Origin of the sequence: Psychromonas aquimarina ATCC BAA-1526, assembly GCF_000428725.1 — a bacterium.
GTDB classification, from domain to species: Bacteria; Pseudomonadota; Gammaproteobacteria; order Enterobacterales; family Psychromonadaceae; genus Psychromonas; species Psychromonas aquimarina.
The window spans coordinates 32335-53022 of the sequence record NZ_AUAM01000007.1 but is presented as its reverse complement, the minus strand read 5'-3'; the positions used below and the strand labels follow the sequence as shown (position 1 = coordinate 53022).

Below are 20688 nucleotides of genomic sequence, written 5' to 3'. Positions count from 1 at the left end.
GTTAAGGTGAATATGAAAGAGTATGTATTAATTACCGGTGCCAGTGCCGGACTTGGTGAAGAGTTTGCATATCAGCTTGCGCAACAGGGTTTTCCACTGTTATTAGTCGCAAGGCGTCAAGATAGATTAGAGCGGGTTCAGAAAAAAATTAAAGATTTATACCCTGATTTAGCAGTGCGCTGTTTCAGTGCGGATTTAAGTGAAGCGGGCGGTGCTCAAGCAGTGAGTGATTATATTGATAAAGAATCACTCAGTATAGTCGGCCTGGTTAATAATGCCGGGTTGGGGCAGAGAGGTTCATTTGCAGATAGTGAGTTAAGCAGGCAGATGCATATACTGCAGGTGAATATCAGTGCATTAGTTTCGTTAACCCACCTCTGTATTCCGCTGCTTAGAAGACAGAAAAACAGTTTTATTATTAATGTCGCATCAACGGCTGCTTTTCAGGCCGGGCCTAATCTGGCGGTTTATTATGCCAGTAAAGCTTTTGTTTTATCCTTTAGTGAAGCACTGCATGAAGAGCTGAAAGGGCAGGGGATCCGGGTTAGTACATTATGCCCGGGCGCCGTTAAAACAGAATTTGCGCAGGCCGCAGATATGTCTGATTCACAGGTTTATAAAATGCGCGTAATGGACAAGCAGCCGGTAGTAAGTTATGCACTTGCTAACTTAAATAAAGCGGTGGTTATTCCCGGTTTAATTAATAAAATCGGGGCATTAGCCGCGCAGTTTGCTCCGAGAATTTTTGCCCGAAAAATCGCATATCTGATTCAGAAATAAGGCTAAACTGCAGATAAAATAAAAGGGCATAAAAGCCCTTTTATTAGCGGATGAGTATTCAAACTATTACAGGGCGAAATTCTTAATACCGTCGTAAATAAATTGAATTGCCAGCGCAGCCAGGATCACCCCTAAGAAACGTCTTAATATTTCATCACCAGTTCGGCCGATAACTTTCTTCAGGTATTTAGAAGCAAGCATCAGCAGCAGAGTTAATCCCAGTGTTGATATTATTGCCATAGAAACAGCAATCGTACCGCTTGTTTCCGAGGTGTGCGAAAACAGAAGAATCGCCAGTGTCAGCGTCCCCGGGCCGGAGAGCAGGGGAATTGACATCGGAAAAACTGAAATATCCTGCTGTTCTCCCTTTGAGGTAAACTCTGCTTCTTTAGTGATCATATTAAAGGCGGTATAAAAGAGTAACAAGCCGCCGGATATACGCAGCGAGTTAATATTAATGCCCAAATGAGAAAACAGAGCTTCGCCGTAATTACCAAATAAAATCAATGATACACCGCTGATTAAAACGGCTTTTACCGCCATAATATTACGGTGTTTGCTGTCGCTGCCGCCGGTTAACGAATTAAAAATCAGTGCCGCGCCGATCGGGTCGATAATAACAAACAGTGCCGTTAAAGCATGTAAGTAAACCGCGATATCCATTGTAGTTCCTTAATTCAGTTAAAAAATCAGATGTGCAACACCGGTAATTACCGGCAGAGTCACTAAGGTACGTAAAATAAATACAACGAACAGTTCGAGGATATTTACCGGGATTTTACTGCCTAATAACAGTGCACCGACTTCACTCATATAAATCAGCTGTGTTACTGACATAGCTGCAATAATAAAGCGTGTCATATCAGACTCAATTGAAGCAGCCAGAATAGAAGGGATAAACATATCGGCAAAACCAACAACAATGGTTTTTGAGGCTTCAGCTGCTTCCGGTATCTGCAGCCACTCCAGCAGCGGAATAAAAGGTAAACCTAAGTATTCAAAAACCGGCGTGTATTCGGCAACAATTAATGCAAGAGTACCGATTGCCATCACCACGGGAATAACACCAAAGACCATATCAATGACATTTTTCAGGCCGTCTTTAACGGTATGTTTAAATCCAGATGATTTTTCAGCAGTAAGTAACGCCTGCTCAAGACCCCATGAAAATACATTGTGTCCTTCCGGTGTTAATTCATGATCCGGATGTTTTTCAGACCCGTCCATGTAGCAGTCCTTTTTCCAGCATAGAGGCGGTAGTTTAGGCACAATAACCGCCGCCGCTATACCTGCTAAACAAACTGCCAGGTAAAAAGGTAGAAACAGATGCTCTAACTGTACCTGAGAAATAACTACTAACGAGAAGGTGATTGAAACTGCTGAGAAAGTCGTACCGATAACCGCTGCTTCACGCTGTGTATAATAATGTGCTTCATACTGTTTGCTGGTCATTAAAATACCAACACTGCCGTCACCTAACCAGGAAGCCATACAGTCAATTGCGCTGCGGCCGGGCAGGTTAAAAACAGGGCGCATTATTTTAGTCAGCAGGGTGCCGAACAGCTCAAGCAGACCGAAGTTTAACAGCAGCGGCAGTAACATACCGGCAAAAATAAACACACAAAGCAGTACCGGCAGCAGATCGTTTAATACTAATGCGCCGGTATTTGCTGATTGAATCGCTTCAGGTCCCAAGCCGAAAAAAGTCAGCAGAATAAAGACAGCACCTAAAAGACGGATCACAAACCACATTGGTGAGATATCAAATAATGTACTGAAAAATTCACTCTGTTGAATCAGTTTTATTTTAAACAGCTTATGCATTACCGTCATCAGTGCGGTGAATACTACAATAATGGTGACAACTGCTGTTATTGAGCCGCCAAGAAAACTCTGCAGGCCTTTTGATACGATTGCGATAGGAATGGTAATGGCACCCTGATAACTGATAGGTGTCATAAATAATAAAAGACCAATTAATGAAGGAATAATAAAAGTCAGTATTGTTGCTAGATTATGTGATTTTTTTGTCGTTACTTTTTCTGTCACTTCTGCCGTCACTTTGTTTCACCTTGAAAACGTATTTTTTAAAATGGGATCGTTAATAAAAAGCGTATTAAAGCAGCCTTTAAACGAAAGGCGCAAGGGTACTTGCTTTGCTGTCTTATGTAAATGCGTAGGGCGTTTAATTATTCACTTTTTTTACATCTCTAGTCAGACTGTCAGAGGGGACGGTAATTTGCGGACCGTTTGGGTATATAATGATTTGTATCAGATTATAAAGAAAAAAAATTGAGTTGCAGGTCTGCTTATAGCATGCTTCAGCAATAAGAAAATACATTAAAGTATATTAGTGAGCAGGATAATAATTATGAGTAACGATTTGATGGTCAAATCAGCGGCTATTCTCAAAAAAGCTGTACCATTAATGATGAAGTACCAGGTTCCGACAACACCTTTGAATTACGCACTCTGGTATACCTACGTGTCTAATGATATTCCTGAATTGAATGTTAAATTAGAAAATTTAATGGAAGGTCATGATGTCTGCCCGCCGGTTCAGGCTGAATCTCTGTATCGTGAGTTTGTTTCAGATAAAACAGAGTCGAGCACCTGGGAACTGCGTCAGAGTGTCGAGAATATGCTGCTGCAGTTAGATAAGTCATTAACTGATACTCATAGTGATACCAGTAAATTTCAGCAGGCGTTTGATAAAACATTTACGGATATTAACCGGGTTGAAGATGAAGGCTGGTCGATTGACGAGGTAGTGGTGCTGCTTAAAAAACTCGAAGCAGACTCTAAAGATATGCATCGTTCCACACAGTTCTTCAGTAAAAGTTTAAGCAGTGCTAAAGGGGAAATTGCTTCATTAAAAGCGGAGCTGCAGAAAAGTCAGAAACAGGCATTATATGATTCTTTAACCGGTTTGTTAAACCGCCATGCTTTTGATACGGAGCTGTCAGCATTTTTACAGGAAGAAAGTCATGGATTGTGTATGATCCTGACAGATATAGATCATTTTAAACTGTTTAATGATAACTGGGGCCATCTGCTTGGTGATCAGGTATTGAAAGCGGTTGGACGAAAATTAAATGACAGTATGCGCGACGGTGCCAGTGCCTACCGTTTTGGCGGGGAGGAGTTTGTTATTTTATTACCGAAAAGTAATTTAAGAGTCGCCCGCCATTTTGCAGAAACGATACGTAAATCATTTGAAAAATTAAGCCTGAAAGATAAGCGTACAGCAAAAACCATCAACAGTATTACCGCCTCTTTTGGTGTGGTAGAGTTCCAGAAAGATGAATCATTAACTAGTTTTATCGCTCGGGCGGATGACTATTTATATGAAGCAAAACGCTTAGGCAGAAACCGCGTTTTACCTATATTGTCATAACAGGTTCCAGCATTAATCCCGGTCGATAAGGCTGGGATTTTTTATGTTTTTTGAAAGGTGAATAATGGAATTTAAAATAGCACAGCTTAGTGATATCGAAGCAACTTTAGCTTTACATGCTAAGTATCAGGTTGATTCGATAGATGAGCAGGATAAAAAAGATGGTTTTGTTACTACGGCCTTCACTAAAGAGCAGTTAACTGAGCTGATCACTCAAGAGCAGGGATTATTTATCGCTAAACAGGGAGAGCAGGTTACTGCTTATGTAATGGCTGCTTCCTGGCAGTTCTGGTCAATCTGGCCGATGTTCGTTTTTATGGCCGAAGACCTGCCTAATCTCAACTATCTGGGGCGCCGCTTAAGCGTAAAAAATTCCTATCAGTACGGCCCTGTGTGTATTGATAAAGCCTTCCGCGGTTCAGGTTTGTTAGAAAAAATCTTCGATTTTTCCCGTATTGAAATGGCAAAACGTTACCCGGTTCTGATCACCTTTGTTAATAAAATTAACCCTAGATCTTTTGCCGCCCACAGTAAAAAACTAAAGCTTGATGTGATTCAGGAATTTGAATTTAACAATAACCATTATTATGAACTGGCTTACGATACATCTAAATCTGTCTTTTAGACGAACTCTGTCTGGGTTAATATATACCCGTTACCAATCAAAATGCATTTATCAGTCGCCAGCTCGGACACCAATACAAGACGCAACATGATGACAATGGCTAGCCCTTATCGAATGTTGTAACGCAGTATTGGTTTTCGAGCTGGCGACCCGCAGGGCAAGCCGCGAGGCAAACATCTTCGTTGTTGTGAAGTTTCGATTTAACCCGTTAGATCTTCACCTTCACGCCTAGAATTTGTTCACCTCACGACTTGCTGATTTTTGCATCTTGAATGATAACGGGTATATATAACAGGGTTATGCTTCAAAACTGATATATAACAGTGTGTTATGGTGGCGGCTATTATTAATTTAAACATGAATATCTCTTCTAAAAATCTACTGCTGTTATGCTCGCTACTGGGCATCGCTTTATCGATCTTTGTCGGCTGTTTTTTTTATGAAAAAGAAACGCGGGCTATTGAAATGGATTTTCAAAATGATGTTGAAGATAAAGTTGCTGTGCTGGAAAGTGAAATGCGCATTAATATGGAAGTTTTATATGCGCTAAAAGGTTTATTCGAAAGCTCTGAGGATGTAAGTGCTTCTGAGTTTTCTAACATCTCTAAGCAGATTTTACTGCGTCACCCTGATATTCAGGCGCTGTTATGGACTCCTAAAGTTAAGCATAAAAACCGCCGTGTTTATGAAAAACACAAAACCTTTGAAGCTCCCGGTTATGAAATAACTGAGCGTATAGAGCAGGGCCAGATGTCAACAGCCGGTGAGCGGCCGCTTTATTATCCGATAGATTTTATTGAACCATTAAGCAGAAATGAGAGAGCATTAGGTTTTGATCTGGGATCCCAGCGCGCTCTTATGCAGACACTGCAGAAATCTAAAGATTTTGATCAAGTACTTTCAACCGGCCTGATTAATCTGGTGCACACACCGCAGGCGGTCTTTTTAACTTTTATCCCTATTTATCAAGGGACTCCTGTCACCATAGAAAAAAGACAGCAGCAGCTTCAAGGGTTTATATCCGGGGTTTTTATTATTGAAAAACTCTTTGAGCGGGCAATGCAGCGTACCAATGCCGCTGATATTAATTTTAAGCTGCTGGATATTAGTGATAAACAGGAAGTGTTATTACTGCGTTCCTATGAGCAGGAATTTAAAGAATCTTATCAGGCTCCATTTTCATATCAGAAAAGTATAGAGACTTTTTCCGGCCGTCAATGGGCTGTTTATGCACAGCCGAGCAGTGATTATATAAGTGAGCGGCGCAGTATGGTACCTGTTACCAGCAGTCTGCTGGGTATTATTTTAGTTTTATCCAGTACAATTTATACGCTGGCGCTTATCGCGCGCAACAAGCTGGTTGAGCAGACTGTTTCAGAGCGTACCGATGCACTGAATGCGGCTAAAAAAGAGCTGGAAGTATTAACCAGAACCGATGCCTTAACTAAAATTGCCAACCGCCGCTATTTTGATCAGCGCCTTGACTTAGAATGGAAAAGAGCAGTTCGAGAAAAATCAACATTATCAGTTATTATGATTGATATTGATTATTTTAAGCTTTTTAACGACCGTTACGGGCATCCTGAAGGGGATTTCTGCTTAATTGAAGTGGCTGCTATGCTTCAGAAGTCCTTTAGCCGTTCTAGTGATTTTGTCGCTCGTTACGGCGGTGAAGAATTTGTGGCCATTTTACCGCAGACAGAAAATGCTGCCGAGGTTGCGGAGCGCTGCCGGAAAAATATTGAATCATTACGTATCGAACATAAAAGCTCTAAAGTTTCCAATTATGTTTCGGTCAGCCTTGGCGCGGCCTCATTGTGCCCGACAGGTCAATGCAGAATGGTAGATCTTGTTAACCGGGCGGATCGGGCTTTATACCAGGCCAAAGAGAGCGGGCGTAATAAATTTTTTGTTTTAACTGACTGAGAATAAAGGGGTAAAGATGAATAATATAGTAGTTGACGGCATAAAAACCTTACCCTCTAAAGTTGTCTGTATCGGGCGGAATTACGTTGAACATATTGTCGAATTAAATAATGAGGTGCCGACCCAGGCGGTTATTTTTGTAAAACCCAATTCGGCGGTCTGTAATGATATTTATACAGAGCAGCATGAAGCGGTTCATTATGAAGCTGAGATTTCATTTGTTATTCGATCTGGAAAAATAAGTGCCGTGGGCTTCGGTTTAGATTTAACTAAACGTGCGGTGCAGTCCAGGTTAAAAGACCAAGGTTTACCCTGGGAGCGGGCAAAAGCTTTTGATAAATCCGCTGTATTTAGTGAATTTGTCAGTTTCAGCGGAAACGTTGAACAGCTGCGCTTAGAGCTGTTTATTAACGGGCTGCTGACTCAGCAGGCCGACTATTTTTTAATGATTCATAAACCAGTCGATATTATCAAAGAAGTGAGTACCTTTATGAGTTTTTCTGATGACGATATTTTGATGACAGGAACGCCTAAAGGTGTCGGGCAGGTTTTTCCCGGGGATCGTTTCGAAGGACGAATTTACGATGGTAAGCAGTTGATTATTGAGAAACACTGGACAGTTATCTAAGTCTGCAGAGCCTTTTACGATATCAAAAAAACAGCTTATTTATGAGTTCTAATCAAGAAGAGTTAATTTATTTCTGATAATTCTTCTATTTCCGCTCTTTTCCACTGCCTGATTGCACCTCGGTACTAGCCAACACTCTCTTAGCTGCGTAAAATCACGCCCCTTATATTTTAAAATTGTCCAATCAATACGATTGTTATTGCTTGCTTTACAGTAGAGATGAAACTAATGCAGCACCTTGATGAAATCGTTGCTAATGCGCAACAACAGATAGAAAACGCTAAAGATGGCAATGAATTAGAACAGATTCGTTTACATTACTTAGGTAAAAAAGGTTTGATGACTGAGCAGATGAAAGGCTTAGGAAAATTACCTCCTGCTGAAAAACCAGCTGCCGGCCAGATGATCAACAAAGCCAAACAGGCAATCCAGGCTGTTCTTGTTGCACGTAAACAGGCAATGGAAGCGGAAGTGCTGAATGCAAAACTGGCTTCTGAAACAATTGATGTAACCCTGCCCGGCCGCGGCGCAAAACTAGGCGGCGTTCACCCGGTGACCCGTACTGTCGATCGTATTACTGAATTTTTCGGCGAGTTAGGCTTTGAAGTTAAAAATGGTCCTGAAGTTGAAGACGGCTACCATAACTTTGATGCGTTAAACATTCCGCCGCATCATCCTGCCCGTGCAGATCACGATACTTTCTACTTTAATCCTGAACTGGTATTACGTACGCAGACATCCGGTGTGCAGATTCGTACTATGGAAAAGCAGGAGCCGCCGGTACGTATTATCTCTCCAGGCCGTGTTTACCGTAATGATTACGACCAGACTCATACACCAATGTTTCACCAGGTTGAAGGTCTGATGATTGCTGAAAACGTTAGTTTTACACAGCTTAAAGGCATTCTGCATGACTTCCTGCATAACTTCTTTGAAGAAGATTTAGAAGTGCGTTTCCGTCCCTCTTACTTCCCGTTTACTGAGCCTTCTGCTGAAGTAGATGTATTAGGTAAAAACGGCTGGTTAGAAGTGTTAGGCTGCGGCATGGTGCATCCGACGGTTTTACGCTCTATGGGTGTGGATCCGGACAAATATTCAGGTTTTGCATTCGGTATGGGTGTTGAGCGTTTAACTATGCTGCGTTACGGCGTAAATGATTTACGTTCTTTCTTTGAAAACGATCTTCGTTTCCTCAAGCAATTTAAGTAAGGGTTAATAAAATGAAATTTAGTGAAGCTTGGTTACGAGAGTGGGTTAACCCGGAAATTACACGTGATGAATTAACGCATCAGGTAACAATGGCAGGTCTTGAGGTTGATGATGTCGACCCTGTTGCCGGTGAATTTACAAAAGTATTAGTGGGTGAAGTGGTTGAGTGCGGCCAGCATCCAGATGCAGACAAACTGCAGGTAACCAAAATTAATATCGGTGAAGATGAATTAATCGATATTGTTTGTGGTGCCAAAAACTGTCGTTTAGGACTTAAAGTTGCCGTAGCCGTTGTTGGTGCTGTACTGCCTGGTGATTTTGAAATTAAAAAAGCAAAACTGCGCGGTCAGCCGTCATTCGGCATGCTGTGTAGTGAATCAGAGCTGGGTATGGCTGAAAGTGCCGAAGGTATTATTGAACTGCCTGCAGACGCGCCGGTCGGTACCTGTGTACGTGAATACCTGCAGCTTGATGATGTAATTATTGATGTTGATTTAACGGCTAACCGCGCCGACTGTCTAGGTATTGCCGGTCTTGCTCGTGAAGTTGGTGTATTAAACAGTATTGCTGTTACTGAGCCGAGCTGGGAAAACGCAGCGGTTACATTAACTGACGAAGTGGCGATTAACCTGCAGGCGCCGTCTGCGTGTCCTCGTTATTTAGGTCGTGTTATCCGCGGTATTAACCAGAATGCAGTAACACCGTTATGGATGGTTGAAAAACTACGCCGCTGTGGTGTGCGCAGTGTGGATGCTGTTGTTGATATTACTCAGTTTGTACTGCTTGAATTTGGTCATCCGATGCATGCTTTTGATCTGGATAAACTACAGGGCGGTATCGAAGTTCGTCTTGCTGAGCAGGATGAAAAGCTGACTTTATTAGACGGCAAAGAAGTTAAATTAAACAGCGATACTCTAGTGATTGCTGATCAGAGCAAAGCGCTGGCGATGGCGGGTATCTTTGGCGGTCAGGACTCTGGTGTTGCTGAAGGTACAACGGATATCTTTTTAGAAAGTGCATTCTTTGCACCGCTTGCGATTGCAGGCCGCGCACGTGCATACGGTCTGCATACTGATGCATCGCACCGCTATGAACGTGGTGTTGATCCAGTTTTACAGGCAAAAGCGATGGAGCGTGCAACGCAGCTGCTTGTTGATATATGCGGCGGCAGTGTTGGTCCGATTACTGAAGCCGTAAGCGCAGAGCATTTACCAGCTCAGGCAACAATCACTTTACGCCGTAGTAAATTAGACCGTTTAATCGGTATTTCCATTGATTCTGAGCGTGTTGAAACTATTCTGACTCAACTGGGCTGTAAAGTATCTGTAACGGCTGAAGGCTGGACTGCAGCCGCACCGACTTACCGTTTTGATATGGAGATTGAAGAAGATCTTATCGAAGAAGTTGCGCGTGTTTACGGTTATAACAATATCCCTAATATTGCCCCTGAAGCAGCATTAACCATGCCTTTACATAATGAAGCGACACTTAAGTTATCTAAAGTGCGTGATGTATTAGTAAACCGTGAATTCCAGGAAGCGATCACCTACAGCTTTGTTGACCCAGACAAGCAGCTTAAGCTGCACCCTGAAGCTGATGCACTGATTCTGCCGCATCCTATCTCTAAAGATATGTCGGCAATGCGTGTTAGTTTATGGACTGGGTTATTAGACAGCGTGTCTAAAAACCAGAAGCGTCAGCAGAACCGTGTACGTTTATTTGAAACGGGTTTACGTTTTATTAAAGACGAAAATGCAGAAAACGGTATTAACCAGCAGGAGATGTTATCCGGCGTTATCATCGGCAGCGCAAACGATGAACACTGGAATATTGAAACCCGCAATGTTGACTTTTTTGACCTTAAAGCAGATCTCGAAGCAGTGCTGGATTTATGTGTTGATGCGTCAAGCTTTGAATTTAAAGCTGAAGCCAACAGCGCACTGCATCCTGGGCAGTCAGCAGGTATTTACCGTAACGGTAAGAACATAGGTTACATCGGTACTGTGCACCCGAGTTTGGCTAAACCTTTTGCCTTAAACGGTACTGCTGTGATATTTGAATTAGAATTAGATCAGATTATCACGCGTAAACTGCCGCAGGCAGGAGACATATCTAAGTTCCCGGCTAACCACCGCGACTTGGCATTTGTAGTTGATGAAAAATTAAATGCTGGTAACGTCTTAAAATTTATAGAAAAAATTGGCGGAACTGAGTTAGTTGGCATAAACTTATTTGACGTATACCAAGGAAAGGGTGTTGAAGAAGGTAAGAAGAGTCTAGCAATAGGCTTAATATTACAAGATAAGACACGTACCTTAGAAGAACAAGAAATTGCTGAGAGTGTTAATAATATTGTTGAGGCAGTTTCTATGGAGTTTCACGCATCGTTGAGAGATTAATTTATGGCACTGACTAAAGCTGAAATAGCTACACATTTATCGGAAAAAATAGGCTTAAGCAAACGTGAAGCAAAAGAGTTTGTGGAATCATTTTTTGAAGAAATTAAAGCTACATTAGAAAGCGGAGAACCAGTTAAAATTTCCGGTTTCGGCGGCTTTGAACTTAAAGATAAAGGTGAACGTCCAGGTCGCAACCCTAAAACCGGGGAAGATATTCCGATTGCCGCACGCCGGGTTGTAACCTTCCGAGCAGGGCAGAAACTTAAAGAGTTGGTAGAAGAGAATCTACCGGATACACCGGATAAACTTTAGTTTTCTCATAATAGTAAAAGCCGCGTCAGCGGCTTTTTTTTTGCCTGAAATTTATGAAGTATAGCCCAGTTATTGTTTTACTATATAAGTACAATAATTGCTCAAGTAACGAAAATTTAACATCTTTATCGGAGGCGCATTTGTCATTGAATCACTATAAAAAGATTGTGGTATTAACCGGCGCGGGTGTTTCTGCTGAATCGGGAATTTGTACCTTCCGGGATAAAGACGGTTTATGGGAAAAGTACAAATTAGAAGATGTTGCTTCTGTGGAAGGTTATAAAAAGAATCCGGATTTAGTACTAGATTTTTATAATAAACGCCGTCAGGACTTCTGCAGTAAGGAGATAAAACCGAATGCTGCTCATTACGCATTGGCAGAGCTAGAACAGCAGTTCAGCGGTGAGTTTTTATTAGTAACGCAGAATATAGATAATCTGCATGAACAGGCGGGATCTAAAAATGTTATTCATATGCATGGAGAGCTGTTAAAAGCCCGCTGTCCGGAAAGCAATCAGGTTGTTCAATGCACAGAAAACCAGAGTCGTGATGATCTGTGTACCTGCTGCCAGTATCCTTCAGCACTGCGTCCGCATATTGTCTGGTTTGGTGAAATGCCGCTGGGTTTAGATATTATCTATCATCACCTTTCCCAGGCGGACCTTTTTATTGCCATCGGTACATCCGGAACTGTTTATCCGGCGGCCGGTTTTGTTGAGGAGGCTAAAAGTGTCGGTGCTTATTCGATAGAACTTAATTTGGACCCCAGCGAAACACACAGTCATTTTGATCAGGTAATACAGGGCAAAGCGACGGAGCTGGTACCTGAACTGGTAAGTTCTTTGTTAAACGGTGTTTAGATAAGCTGTTAATAAGCTTGAAAAGCTAATGGATCTGCCTACAATGTCTGGCGCTTACTTTATTCATTTAGGACCACTTTCTTGTTATGAACAAAAAACACTTTGTATTAGGCGGTGATATTAAAAAATCACTGACCGAAGGTTATCAGCTGGATTTTAAAACCCTTTTTCGCGATGCTTTTGTTACGACCAAAAAGCACTACCTGCCTCTGATTGTGGCCTGCCTTTTCACCGTGATCATTGTCGCTGTCAGTTACGGACTGATTTTTGATGATACCAGCTCCTTAAATGAAACATCGCAGATGGTGATTAACTTTATCTTTACTTCAGTGGTAATGACGCCTCTGGTTACCGGACTGCAGATGATGGGCGTACATCATTCAATTGGTGTAAGAAGTAAGTCTATTGATGTTTTTAACTATTTTAATAAAACCCTGCCGTTAGCCCTGGCAAGCTTAATTATTAATCTTTTGGTTTACGGAATTAATGTCGGTCTGACTAAGGCTTTAGGCGACTCTGCGATGCTGCCTTCGCTTATTATTCTGCTTTATCTGAATATGGCATTTTGTCTGGTTTACCCGCTGATTGCAGAGAAGCAGGTTGAACCGGTACTGGCGCTTAAATTATCATTAAAACTGGTCAATAAAAATTTACGTCAGTTTACTTTACTGTTTATGATTTTAGGTTTGTTAGGTATTGCGTCTATACTGCCGTACGGATTAGGCCTGTTTGTATTTATTCCTTTCTACTTTAATCTGATGGGCATCATATATCGTCAGATGTGCGGTGTCAGCGTTGTTGCCAGCATTAATGACAACGATGATGATAGTCACAATGATAATAATGATGAGTTTGAAGCTTAAGTGAGAGAAAATAAGATGCGTTTAACCCTGTTACTGTTTTTAACCTTGTCCACAAGCAGTGCTTTTGCTTCTACGGTTAAACTGGATTATTCCGTGTTTTTTGGTTATATGAAAACGCTGTACAAACTGGAATATGAACATGTTACTACAGCATTTTATCTGCTTGATAAAAACAGCCGTGAACTTTGTTTAATTAATAATGCACAAATGGTTGTAGATCAGAAACGCGAAGCGGTCGAATTTCACAAACAGGGGCGTTTATTACCCTTTTTCTCTGATCAACACCGCAAGGACGGCGCTGTGATAGAGGTGGATTTAGCCGCCGGGCAAAGCAGTCCGCAGTGTGATTTACAGGTAACTCTGATGGCTAAAGAGTCGGAATTAAATAACTTGTCATTCGGGCGCCTGGCATTAATCAGTGAACAGCTTGAAGGTGTTCTGCATAAGAATGCCGGTATGATAGGTAAATACTTCCTGCCGGACTTTTCCGGAGTGCGTTTACAGTTAGCAGAGCCGTTAACCGCCGCGCAGAGCAGTCAGCTTGATAAACAGATAAGCACTGCAGAAAACGGTGATCTGCTGATTACAAATAACTATATGAACTCTGTCGATGCACAGCAGCTTATTGCCTGGAATATTAAACGTATCACGCCGTGGTTAAGTAAATAATGTGCAGGCCGGCGCTTTGCTGAATATCACCACGGATGAACTGTCCTGGTTTAGTGAATTGAAAATAGGGCGGCTGCTTAAAAGCGAGCAGATAACTCACGCTTTAACTAATCAGGTATTTCTGCTGACCTTTGAAAATAATCTGCAGTATATTTTTAAACGCTTAAATCTAAAAGCCCGCTCTGTAGAAGACAGAAAACGCGAACTGGCGGTACAGAAAACAGCTGCAGAAAAGGGGCTGACTGCAAAAGTTATCGCTGTCTGCGATGCTTATAAACTGCAGGAGTATATTCCCGGGCAGGTGTTAAGCCATGCCCTTGTAAAGCAGAATATTCTTGAGTTATTAGCCCGGCAGCTGCAGCGGATTCATCAACTCCCTGCTGGCTCTGCCCAGCCTCAGCAGCTTGTTTATGAGCTTAATCTGCTTAAAAAACAGTTAAATAAACCCGTCGACAATAACAAGTTCGCACAGATGTTAAGACTTGCTGACAGATTAGATAAAAGCAGCAGCCGGGATATTCTCTGTCATGGTGACTTATCAGTTAATAATGTTTTAATCAGCGATCAGCAGCAGATTATGATCCTTGACTGGGAATATGCGGTAACTGCCTGTGCCGCTTATGATCTGGCATTTTGCAGTTGTATTAATGAATTTAATGCGGCGCAGCGTGAACAGTTAATCGAACATTATTACTGCCTGAATCAGGAAAACTTAACCCAGTCACTTAAACAGCTCAAAGACGAGTGTGCTTTATATTTTACTGTATTTGTTTATATCAACGAATTATGGGCATTATGTTTTTTGCCTGAATAACAGTATTCAATCCCTTTCATTTAGTCAGCCTATCCGTCAGTTTTTAATATCCTTCATTTTTAATAAAAATACAGATGCACAAAAAATATCTTCTTAAGACAGCTTTTTCTGCTCTTCTTTCCTGTAATGCAGAGACCGGATATGGCAGTTATATTGGGTTTTTGCGGCGAATATTACCTAGTTGCTGATGTTTTTTATATTAAGTAGATCACGATAATTATCTTCTAAAAAGTCAATTAAACCACAATGAAAAAGCACAATGTCAACCTTAAGTCTATGTTAAGACACGTATTTGCTCGGATGATGTTATCGATCACATTTTGTACTGGGTGACGTGGAGAATATATATACCTTGCGATAATGTGATTTTTTTTACTTTATTGCACGGATCTTATTTACTTCATGAACACTCTCACCAGCAGCGATCTTAATCAGTTTTCGGAATATAAAAGTACAGCTTCAGCATTGGCATGTTCTGCACTGCTTTTACAGTTATCGGGTGTTGAGGAAAAGCCCTGTGAAAAATTCGATGAAAGCTTGTCTTTTAAAAAGGCTGTTAAGCAGTTTGGCAAAGCCAACAGTGTTAATTTAGCTGTTTCCAGATTAACACTGGCTAAAGTTTCTCCGGAAATGCTGCCTTTGGCTTTTAGAAACCGAGCCGGTTTGTATGTGGTACTGGCTAAAATATCTTCAGACCAGGCTTTAATTCAGTCTCCCGAAGCCTCCGGCCCGGAACTGCTGAGTATCGATGAGCTGCAGACTCAGTGGGGCGGACAGGTGATCGTCCTGCAGGGGGCCGCCTTGCGTTTCGATGTTTCCTGGTTTATTCCTGAGTTTGTCCGCCATCGTAAATTATTTGCAGAAGTTCTGCTGTTTTCACTGATGCTGCAGCTGCTGGCTTTGGCAACGCCGCTGTTTTTCCAGGTGGTGATGGATAAAGTGCTGGTTCATAACGCCTTGTCAACCCTCGATGTGCTGGTGATGGTACTGGTTATTGTCGGTATTTTTGAAGTGATTCTCAAGGGACTGCGGGAATATCTGTTTGCGCATACCTCCAACCGCATTGATATCGGGCTTGGAATCAAGCTTTTCCGCCATCTGCTCGGCCTGCCGCTGCTTTACTTTAAACATCGTCAGGTCGGAGCGATTATCACCCGCGTGCAGGAACTCGACAGCATCCGTGACTTCCTGACCGGATCTATGCTGACACTTTGTGTCGATGTTATGTTTACTTTTGTTTTTTTCGGCGTGATGGCCTGGTTGTCGCCTCTGCTGACCTGCATGGTACTGGCAAGTCTGCCTTTCTATTTTGTGCTGGCCTGGTTAAGCACCCGCCCGCTGCAGGAACGTATTGAACGCCAGTTTCAGACCTCGGCGATGAATACTTCATTTCTCAATGAATCCGTAAGCGGCGTTGAAACTATCAAGAGTTTAGCGGTAGAGCCCCGTATGCAGAGGCGCTGGGAGTCGCAGACTCAGGAGATGGTAGAAGCGGGCTTTCAGACGCAGACATTAAACAGTGTGATCAGTCATGGGGTAACCCTGCTGCAGAAAGTAACCGGGGTGGCTGTTATCTGGGTGGGAGCGAATCTGGTGATGTCACTGGAGCTGACCATAGGTCAGTTGATCGCCTTTAATATGATGACCTCGCATGTCAGTCAGCCGATTGCCAAGCTTGTTGAGCTCTGGCAGCAGTTTATACAGACCCGTGTTGCTGTAGATAAACTGGGAGATATGCTTAATCTGCCGATGGAGCAGGAGCAGGGCAGTGAAATCCCTGCCTCTGCGCTTTGCGGCGAATTATGGATGCAGAATATTTCCTTTAAATATCAGCCTAATTTAGAACCTGTACTTTCCGATATTAATCTGCATATCAAGGCGGGCGAAAGCCTGGGTATTGTCGGTCCCTCCGGCTCCGGCAAGTCGACGCTGACGCGCCTGCTGCAGAAGCTTTATACCCCGCAAAGCGGCAGCATTTTAATCGACGGCATGCCGCTGCATAGTTTAGATCCTGATTACCTGCGCAGTCAGATAGGCGTGGTTTTACAGGAAAACTATCTGTTCAACCGCAGCGTCCGTAACAATATTGCGGTAAAAGATCCCGCTGCCTGTTTAGAAGATGTGGTGGCGGCAGCTAAGTTAGCCGGCGCGCATGATTTTATTTTACAACTTCCGCTTGGTTACGACACGATTTTAGCGGAAGCGGGAAGCTCATTATCAGGCGGGCAGCGGCAGCGGATCGCCATTGCCAGAGCGCTGATGGCTAAGCCTAAAATTCTTATTTTTGATGAAGCGACCAGTGCGCTTGATGATCAGTCGCAGGCGCTTATTCAGGCAAATATGCAGGAAATCTCCCGCAGCCGCACCGTTATTATTATTGCTCACCGCTTATCTACCGTGCGTCATTGTGACCGCATAATTACCCTGGAAAAAGGCCGCATCACTGAGTCCGGCTCTCATCAGAAACTATTAGCACTGCAGGGATGTTACGCCCGTTTATGGCAGCTGCAGCAGGAATTACGTAAGGAAACAAACTGATGTTTATGAAGCACCTAAGAACCATTCAACAGGCATGGAAAGAGCAGCGCAGCGCGGCTGCTGATATTAAGCGATCCCGTGATGAATATGAGTTTCAGCCCGGCTATCTGGAAATTGTTGAGCGTCCGCCAGCTCCCTGGACAAGACGCACTGCACTGGCATTGACGCTGCTTCTGCTGCTCACTCTGCTGTGGTCGGTGATCGGCAGGCTGGATATTCATGCAGGTGCTGCCGGACGTTTATTAGTCTCCAGTCATTCTAAAGTGATTCAGTCAATTGAGCCCGGTGAAGTGGCCGCCATTAATGTCCGTGACGGTCAGCGGGTAAAAAAAGGTGATGTGCTGATCGAACTTAATCCGATCGGTATTAAAGCGGAGCTCCAGGAGCTGCAGGAGCAGTTAAATTTTAAACGTCTGGAACAGGCCCGTCTGCAGGCGCTGCTGAGTGAAGAGCCGTTAAGCGGCTTTATTGTCCCTGCGGGAGCGACTGCGCAGCAGGTAAAGATTTCGCGGGCTCATCTGCGCAGTGAGTGGTCTGAAGTTAAGGCTAATCTTGACAGCCTTAACGGTGAAATGCGCGTTAATTCAGCTAATCAGCAGGCGCGTAAAAAGGAAATTATCGGTTTAAATAAACTGGCTGCTAATATCAAAAATCGACTTGATGCGCAGCGTACGTTAGCGACAAGTAATCTGATCCCGAGAGTGGAGCTGCTGGAGCAGGAAAGAGAGCAGTTAGAAATAGACAGATCACTGTCGCAGCAGTATACCGAAATTGATGTGTTACTGGCTGAATATAAAAGCAAACAGGAACAGCGCAGCAGTTATCTGGCCAAAATTCGTCGTGAATATTACGACAAGCTTAATGAAGCGCAGGCTTCAATTGCTGTGATGGGGCAGCAGCTGATTAAATTAATGGAGAAATACCGTCTGCAGAGTCTGCGCGCACCGGTAAGCGGCGTTGTACAGCAGCTGGATGTGCACACCCTGGGCGGGGTTGTGCAGGCCGCTAAACAGCTGATGATTATTGTGCCGGATGATGCCGTATTAGAGATTGAAGTGATGATCCTTAATAAGGATGTCGGTTTTGTGCATAGCGGTCAGGATGTTGAAGTTAAGATCGATTCTTTTCCTTATACGCGTTACGGCACAATTCCGGGCAGGGTGGCTTATGTGTCTAGAGATTCAGTGCAGGATGAGAAGCTCGGCTTAGTTTTTCCGGCGCGCGTAAAGATAGAACAGCGCACTATTCTGGTTGAAGATAAAGAGGTGCCGCTGCAGGCAGGCATGAGTGTTAATGCCGAGATCCGTACCGGTGATCGGCGGGTGATTGATTACCTGCTCAGTCCTCTGCAGCAGTATCAGTCTGAAGCGATGAGGGAACGCTAATGGCTGCTGTCGAAACATTTACGCAAGAACAAAATATGCCCGGCAGCGGCTTCACCGGGGATCCCGGTCTGATTGCCCTGACTCGAGCCGCCGCCGCATTTAAATTATCTGTTGATGTCGGGCAGCTGACTCATCAGCTGGGACGCGGAGAAGGGCTTGCCGACAGTATGGATTTATGCCGCTGTGCACTCTGGCTTGGACTGCGTGCCCGTCGTAACCACAGCAGTATAGAGAGACTGTCAGCTTTACCTTTACCGGCATTAATGCTTACCACACAGGGCTGGATGGTTTTGGAGCAGGTTGAAAACGGCAGGCTTACTGTGTTTCTGCCGGAGCAGGATGACTGTCGGCAGTATTCGCTGCAGGAATTCAGTGAGCTCTGGCAGGGGGAGTTAATACTGCTTGCTGAAGCGCTGGATATTCCTAAAAAGACGAAATTTGGTTTTGCCTGGTTTGTGCCGTCAATACGCAAGCATGCCGGTCAGTTTCGTTATGTGCTGCTGGTTTCTTTAATGCTGCAGTTAATTGCGCTGGTGACCCCGCTGCTGTTTGAGAATGTTATTGATAAAGTCCTGGTCAGCCGCAGTCTTTCCAGTTTACAGGTGCTCGGCATTGCTATGCTCGCGCTGGCTCTGTTTGATCCGATTTACGGCTTTCTGCGTTCCTGGCTGTTTGCCAATCTTGCCAGTAAAACCAACTCGGAGTTATCCAGCCGCCTTTACCAGCATCTTGTTACCCTGCCGCTGAATTATTTTCAGCAGCGTCAGACTGGCGAAATTATTGCGCGGGTAAGGGAAATGAACCAGATTCGCCAGTTTTTAACCGGATCTGCGCTGACTATGGTGCTGGATCTGGCCTTTATCGGACTGTTTGTTGCTGTGATGTTCACTTATGCAGCCAAACTAACCTGGCTGGTGCTCGGCTCTCTGGTGCTGTATTTCCTTTTCTGGCTGGTAGTCGGGCCGGCACTGCGTGCCCGAGTTACCAGAGAGTATGAGTTAGGTGCAGATAATACCGCTTTTTTGACCGAGTCAGTGACCGGCATTGAAACCATCAAAACCACCGCCACCGAGTCCTCATTTTTACGCCAGTGGGAGCGTCAGCTGGCCAGCTTTGTACGCGCTTCTTTTCGTGCCAAAGTGATCGGCATACTGGCCGGACAGGGGATCGGTCTGATTCAAAAGCTGACCTCGGCATTAGTGCTCTGGTGGGGCGTAACTTTAGTGATGGAAGGCTCATTAACTCCCGGAGAGCTGGTGGCATTCAATATGCTCTCGGGTAATGTCACCCAGCCGATTCTGCGTCTTGCGCAGATCTGGCAGGACTTTCAGCATACCTTGATTTCACTGCGCCGTATTGGAGATATTCTCGATGAAGATACAGAGCAGGGCAGCGGCGGCCTGGCATCTGTTCCTAAACTGGCCGGCGGCGTGAGCTTCAGCGGGGTGCGTTTTCGTTACCATTCTGACGGCCAGGAAGTGCTGCGCAATCTTAATGTTGATATCAAGCCCGGCGAGTTTATCGGCATCACCGGACCGTCGGGCTCCGGCAAATCAACGCTGACCCGCCTGCTGCAGCGCCTCTATGTCCCTCAGCACGGACAGGTGCTGGTTGACGGCATCGACTTAGCTATTGCCGATCCCGTGGCACTGCGCCGCAATATGAGTGTGGTGCTTCAGGAAAGTCTGCTTTTTTCCGGCACCATTGCCGAAAATATCCGTCTTTGCCGTCCGCTGGCAAGTGATGCTGAAGTGATGCAGGCCGCCGTTCTGGCCGGTGCCGATGAGTTTATCCGCGAGCAGCCGGAAGGTTATAACGCGCAGGTCGGGGAAAAAGGCGGGCGCTTATCCGGCGGACAGCGCCAGCGGGTTGCGCTGGCTCGAGCACTGCTTACTAATCCGGGAATTTTACTGCTTGATGAAGCGACCAGTGCCCTGGATTACGAGTCAGAAGCGGCCGTTATGAGCAATATGGATGCAATTTCTCAGGGACGCACCGTGATCAGTATTGCCCACCGTCTTAATACCCTGCGTTATGCCGATCGAATACTGGTCATCGATAAAGGAGAGATAGTCGAACAGGGAACCCATGAGCAGCTGCTGGTTCAGGAAGGCACCTATGCCGGCCTGTGGAAGCTGCAGGTAGCGTCGTAGCCGCGGATGCAGCTCTTTTAGAGAAGTTAATCAGAGACTAATTTTTTATTCGGACAAATTTTGTTGAACCGCTCTCAAGCGCGGTCAGATCCTGCCTTTTTACTGGCCGGGTATTTGCGTTTGCCAAAGG

Annotated in this window: 17 protein-coding genes; 15 read left to right on the top strand and 2 right to left on the bottom strand. The window is 44.2% G+C overall.

Going from position 1 to position 20688, the window contains the following annotated elements; translation table 11 throughout:
* Nucleotides 1–12: 12 nt before the first annotated feature.
* On the top strand, nt 13–780 hold the full coding sequence (locus G337_RS0100205) for an SDR family NAD(P)-dependent oxidoreductase (protein WP_028862077.1): 768 nt from the start codon (nt 13–15) through the stop codon (nt 778–780).
* 66 nt (nt 781–846) lie between these two features.
* Here G337_RS0100205 and G337_RS0100200 read toward each other — a convergent pair whose 3' ends face one another.
* Together G337_RS0100200 and G337_RS0100195 are read right to left on the bottom strand one after the other, a co-directional pair.
* Nucleotides 847–1443 (bottom strand): MarC family protein, encoded by a 597-nt coding sequence (locus G337_RS0100200; protein ID WP_028862076.1) that lies wholly within the window; start codon nt 1441–1443, stop codon nt 847–849.
* 18 nt (nt 1444–1461) lie between these two features.
* Nucleotides 1462–2841, bottom strand: coding sequence for a YjiH family protein (locus G337_RS0100195; protein ID WP_245597567.1), 1380 nt, complete (start codon nt 2839–2841; stop codon nt 1462–1464).
* A gap of 310 nt (nt 2842–3151) precedes the next feature.
* Between G337_RS0100195 and G337_RS0100190 the strand changes: the two genes are divergently transcribed.
* The 14 genes from G337_RS0100190 (at nt 3152) to G337_RS0100125 (ending at nt 20558) form a co-directional block, all read left to right on the top strand.
* On the top strand, nt 3152–4177 hold the full coding sequence (locus tag G337_RS0100190; protein ID WP_028862074.1) for a GGDEF domain-containing protein: 1026 nt from the start codon (nt 3152–3154) through the stop codon (nt 4175–4177).
* A gap of 64 nt (nt 4178–4241) precedes the next feature.
* Nucleotides 4242–4802, top strand: coding sequence for a GNAT family acetyltransferase (locus G337_RS0100185; RefSeq protein ID WP_028862073.1), 561 nt, complete (start codon nt 4242–4244; stop codon nt 4800–4802).
* Between the two features lie 330 nt (nt 4803–5132).
* The gene (locus G337_RS25270) at nt 5133–6728 is read left to right on the top strand and encodes a diguanylate cyclase (protein WP_051302862.1); all 1596 of its coding nucleotides are present in this window, start codon (nt 5133–5135) and stop codon (nt 6726–6728) included.
* Between the two features lie 16 nt (nt 6729–6744).
* Nucleotides 6745–7356 (top strand): fumarylacetoacetate hydrolase family protein, encoded by a 612-nt coding sequence (locus tag G337_RS0100175; protein ID WP_028862072.1) that lies wholly within the window; start codon nt 6745–6747, stop codon nt 7354–7356.
* Between the two features lie 228 nt (nt 7357–7584).
* Complete coding sequence (pheS, locus tag G337_RS0100170; RefSeq protein ID WP_028862071.1) at nt 7585–8565, top strand: phenylalanine--tRNA ligase subunit alpha; 981 nt, start codon at nt 7585–7587, stop codon at nt 8563–8565.
* Nucleotides 8566–8576: 11 nt separating this feature from the next.
* Complete coding sequence (gene pheT, locus G337_RS0100165) at nt 8577–10964, top strand: phenylalanine--tRNA ligase subunit beta (RefSeq protein ID WP_028862070.1); 2388 nt, start codon at nt 8577–8579, stop codon at nt 10962–10964.
* A 3-nt stretch (nt 10965–10967) separates the two neighbouring features.
* Nucleotides 10968–11276 (top strand): integration host factor subunit alpha, encoded by a 309-nt coding sequence (locus G337_RS0100160; protein WP_019612902.1) that lies wholly within the window; start codon nt 10968–10970, stop codon nt 11274–11276.
* Between the two features lie 140 nt (nt 11277–11416).
* Nucleotides 11417–12136, top strand: coding sequence for a Sir2 family NAD+-dependent deacetylase (gene cobB, locus G337_RS0100155; RefSeq protein WP_028862069.1), 720 nt, complete (start codon nt 11417–11419; stop codon nt 12134–12136).
* Nucleotides 12137–12222: 86 nt separating this feature from the next.
* Complete coding sequence (locus tag G337_RS0100150; protein WP_028862068.1) at nt 12223–12999, top strand: hypothetical protein; 777 nt, start codon at nt 12223–12225, stop codon at nt 12997–12999.
* Entirely contained in the window at nt 13000–13668 is a 669-nt protein-coding gene (locus G337_RS0100145) for a DUF2987 domain-containing protein (RefSeq protein ID WP_028862067.1), read from the top strand.
* A gap of 16 nt (nt 13669–13684) precedes the next feature.
* Nucleotides 13685–14482, top strand: coding sequence for a phosphotransferase (locus G337_RS0100140; RefSeq protein ID WP_169719593.1), 798 nt, complete (start codon nt 13685–13687; stop codon nt 14480–14482).
* Between the two features lie 402 nt (nt 14483–14884).
* On the top strand, nt 14885–17020 hold the full coding sequence (locus tag G337_RS0100135) for a type I secretion system permease/ATPase (RefSeq protein WP_084605250.1): 2136 nt from the start codon (nt 14885–14887) through the stop codon (nt 17018–17020).
* A complete protein-coding gene (locus G337_RS0100130) occupies nt 17020–18405 on the top strand; it encodes an HlyD family type I secretion periplasmic adaptor subunit (protein WP_157619148.1) in 1386 nt (461 codons plus the stop codon). The genes G337_RS0100135 and G337_RS0100130 overlap by 1 nt, the downstream gene beginning before the upstream one ends.
* Nucleotides 18405–20558: a type I secretion system permease/ATPase gene (locus G337_RS0100125; RefSeq protein ID WP_084605249.1), complete on the top strand. Its 2154-nt coding sequence runs from the start codon at nt 18405–18407 to the stop codon at nt 20556–20558. Before G337_RS0100130 ends, G337_RS0100125 begins: the two co-directional genes overlap by 1 nt.
* Nucleotides 20559–20688 lie beyond the last annotated feature (130 nt).

Bases quoted from the DNA above. Each gene is read 5' to 3' on its own strand.
- G337_RS0100205 (WP_028862077.1), top strand. From the start codon at position 13: ATGAAAGAGTATGTATTAATTACCGGTGCCAGTGCCGGACTTGGTGAA.
- G337_RS0100200 (WP_028862076.1), bottom strand. From the start codon at position 1,443: ATGGATATCGCGGTTTACTTACATGCTTTAACGGCACTGTTTGTTATT.
- G337_RS0100190 (WP_028862074.1), top strand. From the start codon at position 3,152: ATGAGTAACGATTTGATGGTCAAATCAGCGGCTATTCTCAAAAAAGCT.
- G337_RS0100185 (WP_028862073.1), top strand. From the start codon at position 4,242: ATGGAATTTAAAATAGCACAGCTTAGTGATATCGAAGCAACTTTAGCT.
- G337_RS25270 (WP_051302862.1), top strand. From the start codon at position 5,133: ATGGTGGCGGCTATTATTAATTTAAACATGAATATCTCTTCTAAAAAT.
- G337_RS0100175 (WP_028862072.1), top strand. From the start codon at position 6,745: ATGAATAATATAGTAGTTGACGGCATAAAAACCTTACCCTCTAAAGTT.
- pheS (WP_028862071.1), top strand. From the start codon at position 7,585: ATGCAGCACCTTGATGAAATCGTTGCTAATGCGCAACAACAGATAGAA.
- pheT (WP_028862070.1), top strand. From the start codon at position 8,577: ATGAAATTTAGTGAAGCTTGGTTACGAGAGTGGGTTAACCCGGAAATT.
- G337_RS0100160 (WP_019612902.1), top strand. From the start codon at position 10,968: ATGGCACTGACTAAAGCTGAAATAGCTACACATTTATCGGAAAAAATA.
- G337_RS0100150 (WP_028862068.1), top strand. From the start codon at position 12,223: ATGAACAAAAAACACTTTGTATTAGGCGGTGATATTAAAAAATCACTG.
- G337_RS0100135 (WP_084605250.1), top strand. From the start codon at position 14,885: ATGAACACTCTCACCAGCAGCGATCTTAATCAGTTTTCGGAATATAAA.
- G337_RS0100130 (WP_157619148.1), top strand. From the start codon at position 17,020: ATGTTTATGAAGCACCTAAGAACCATTCAACAGGCATGGAAAGAGCAG.
- G337_RS0100125 (WP_084605249.1), top strand. From the start codon at position 18,405: ATGGCTGCTGTCGAAACATTTACGCAAGAACAAAATATGCCCGGCAGC.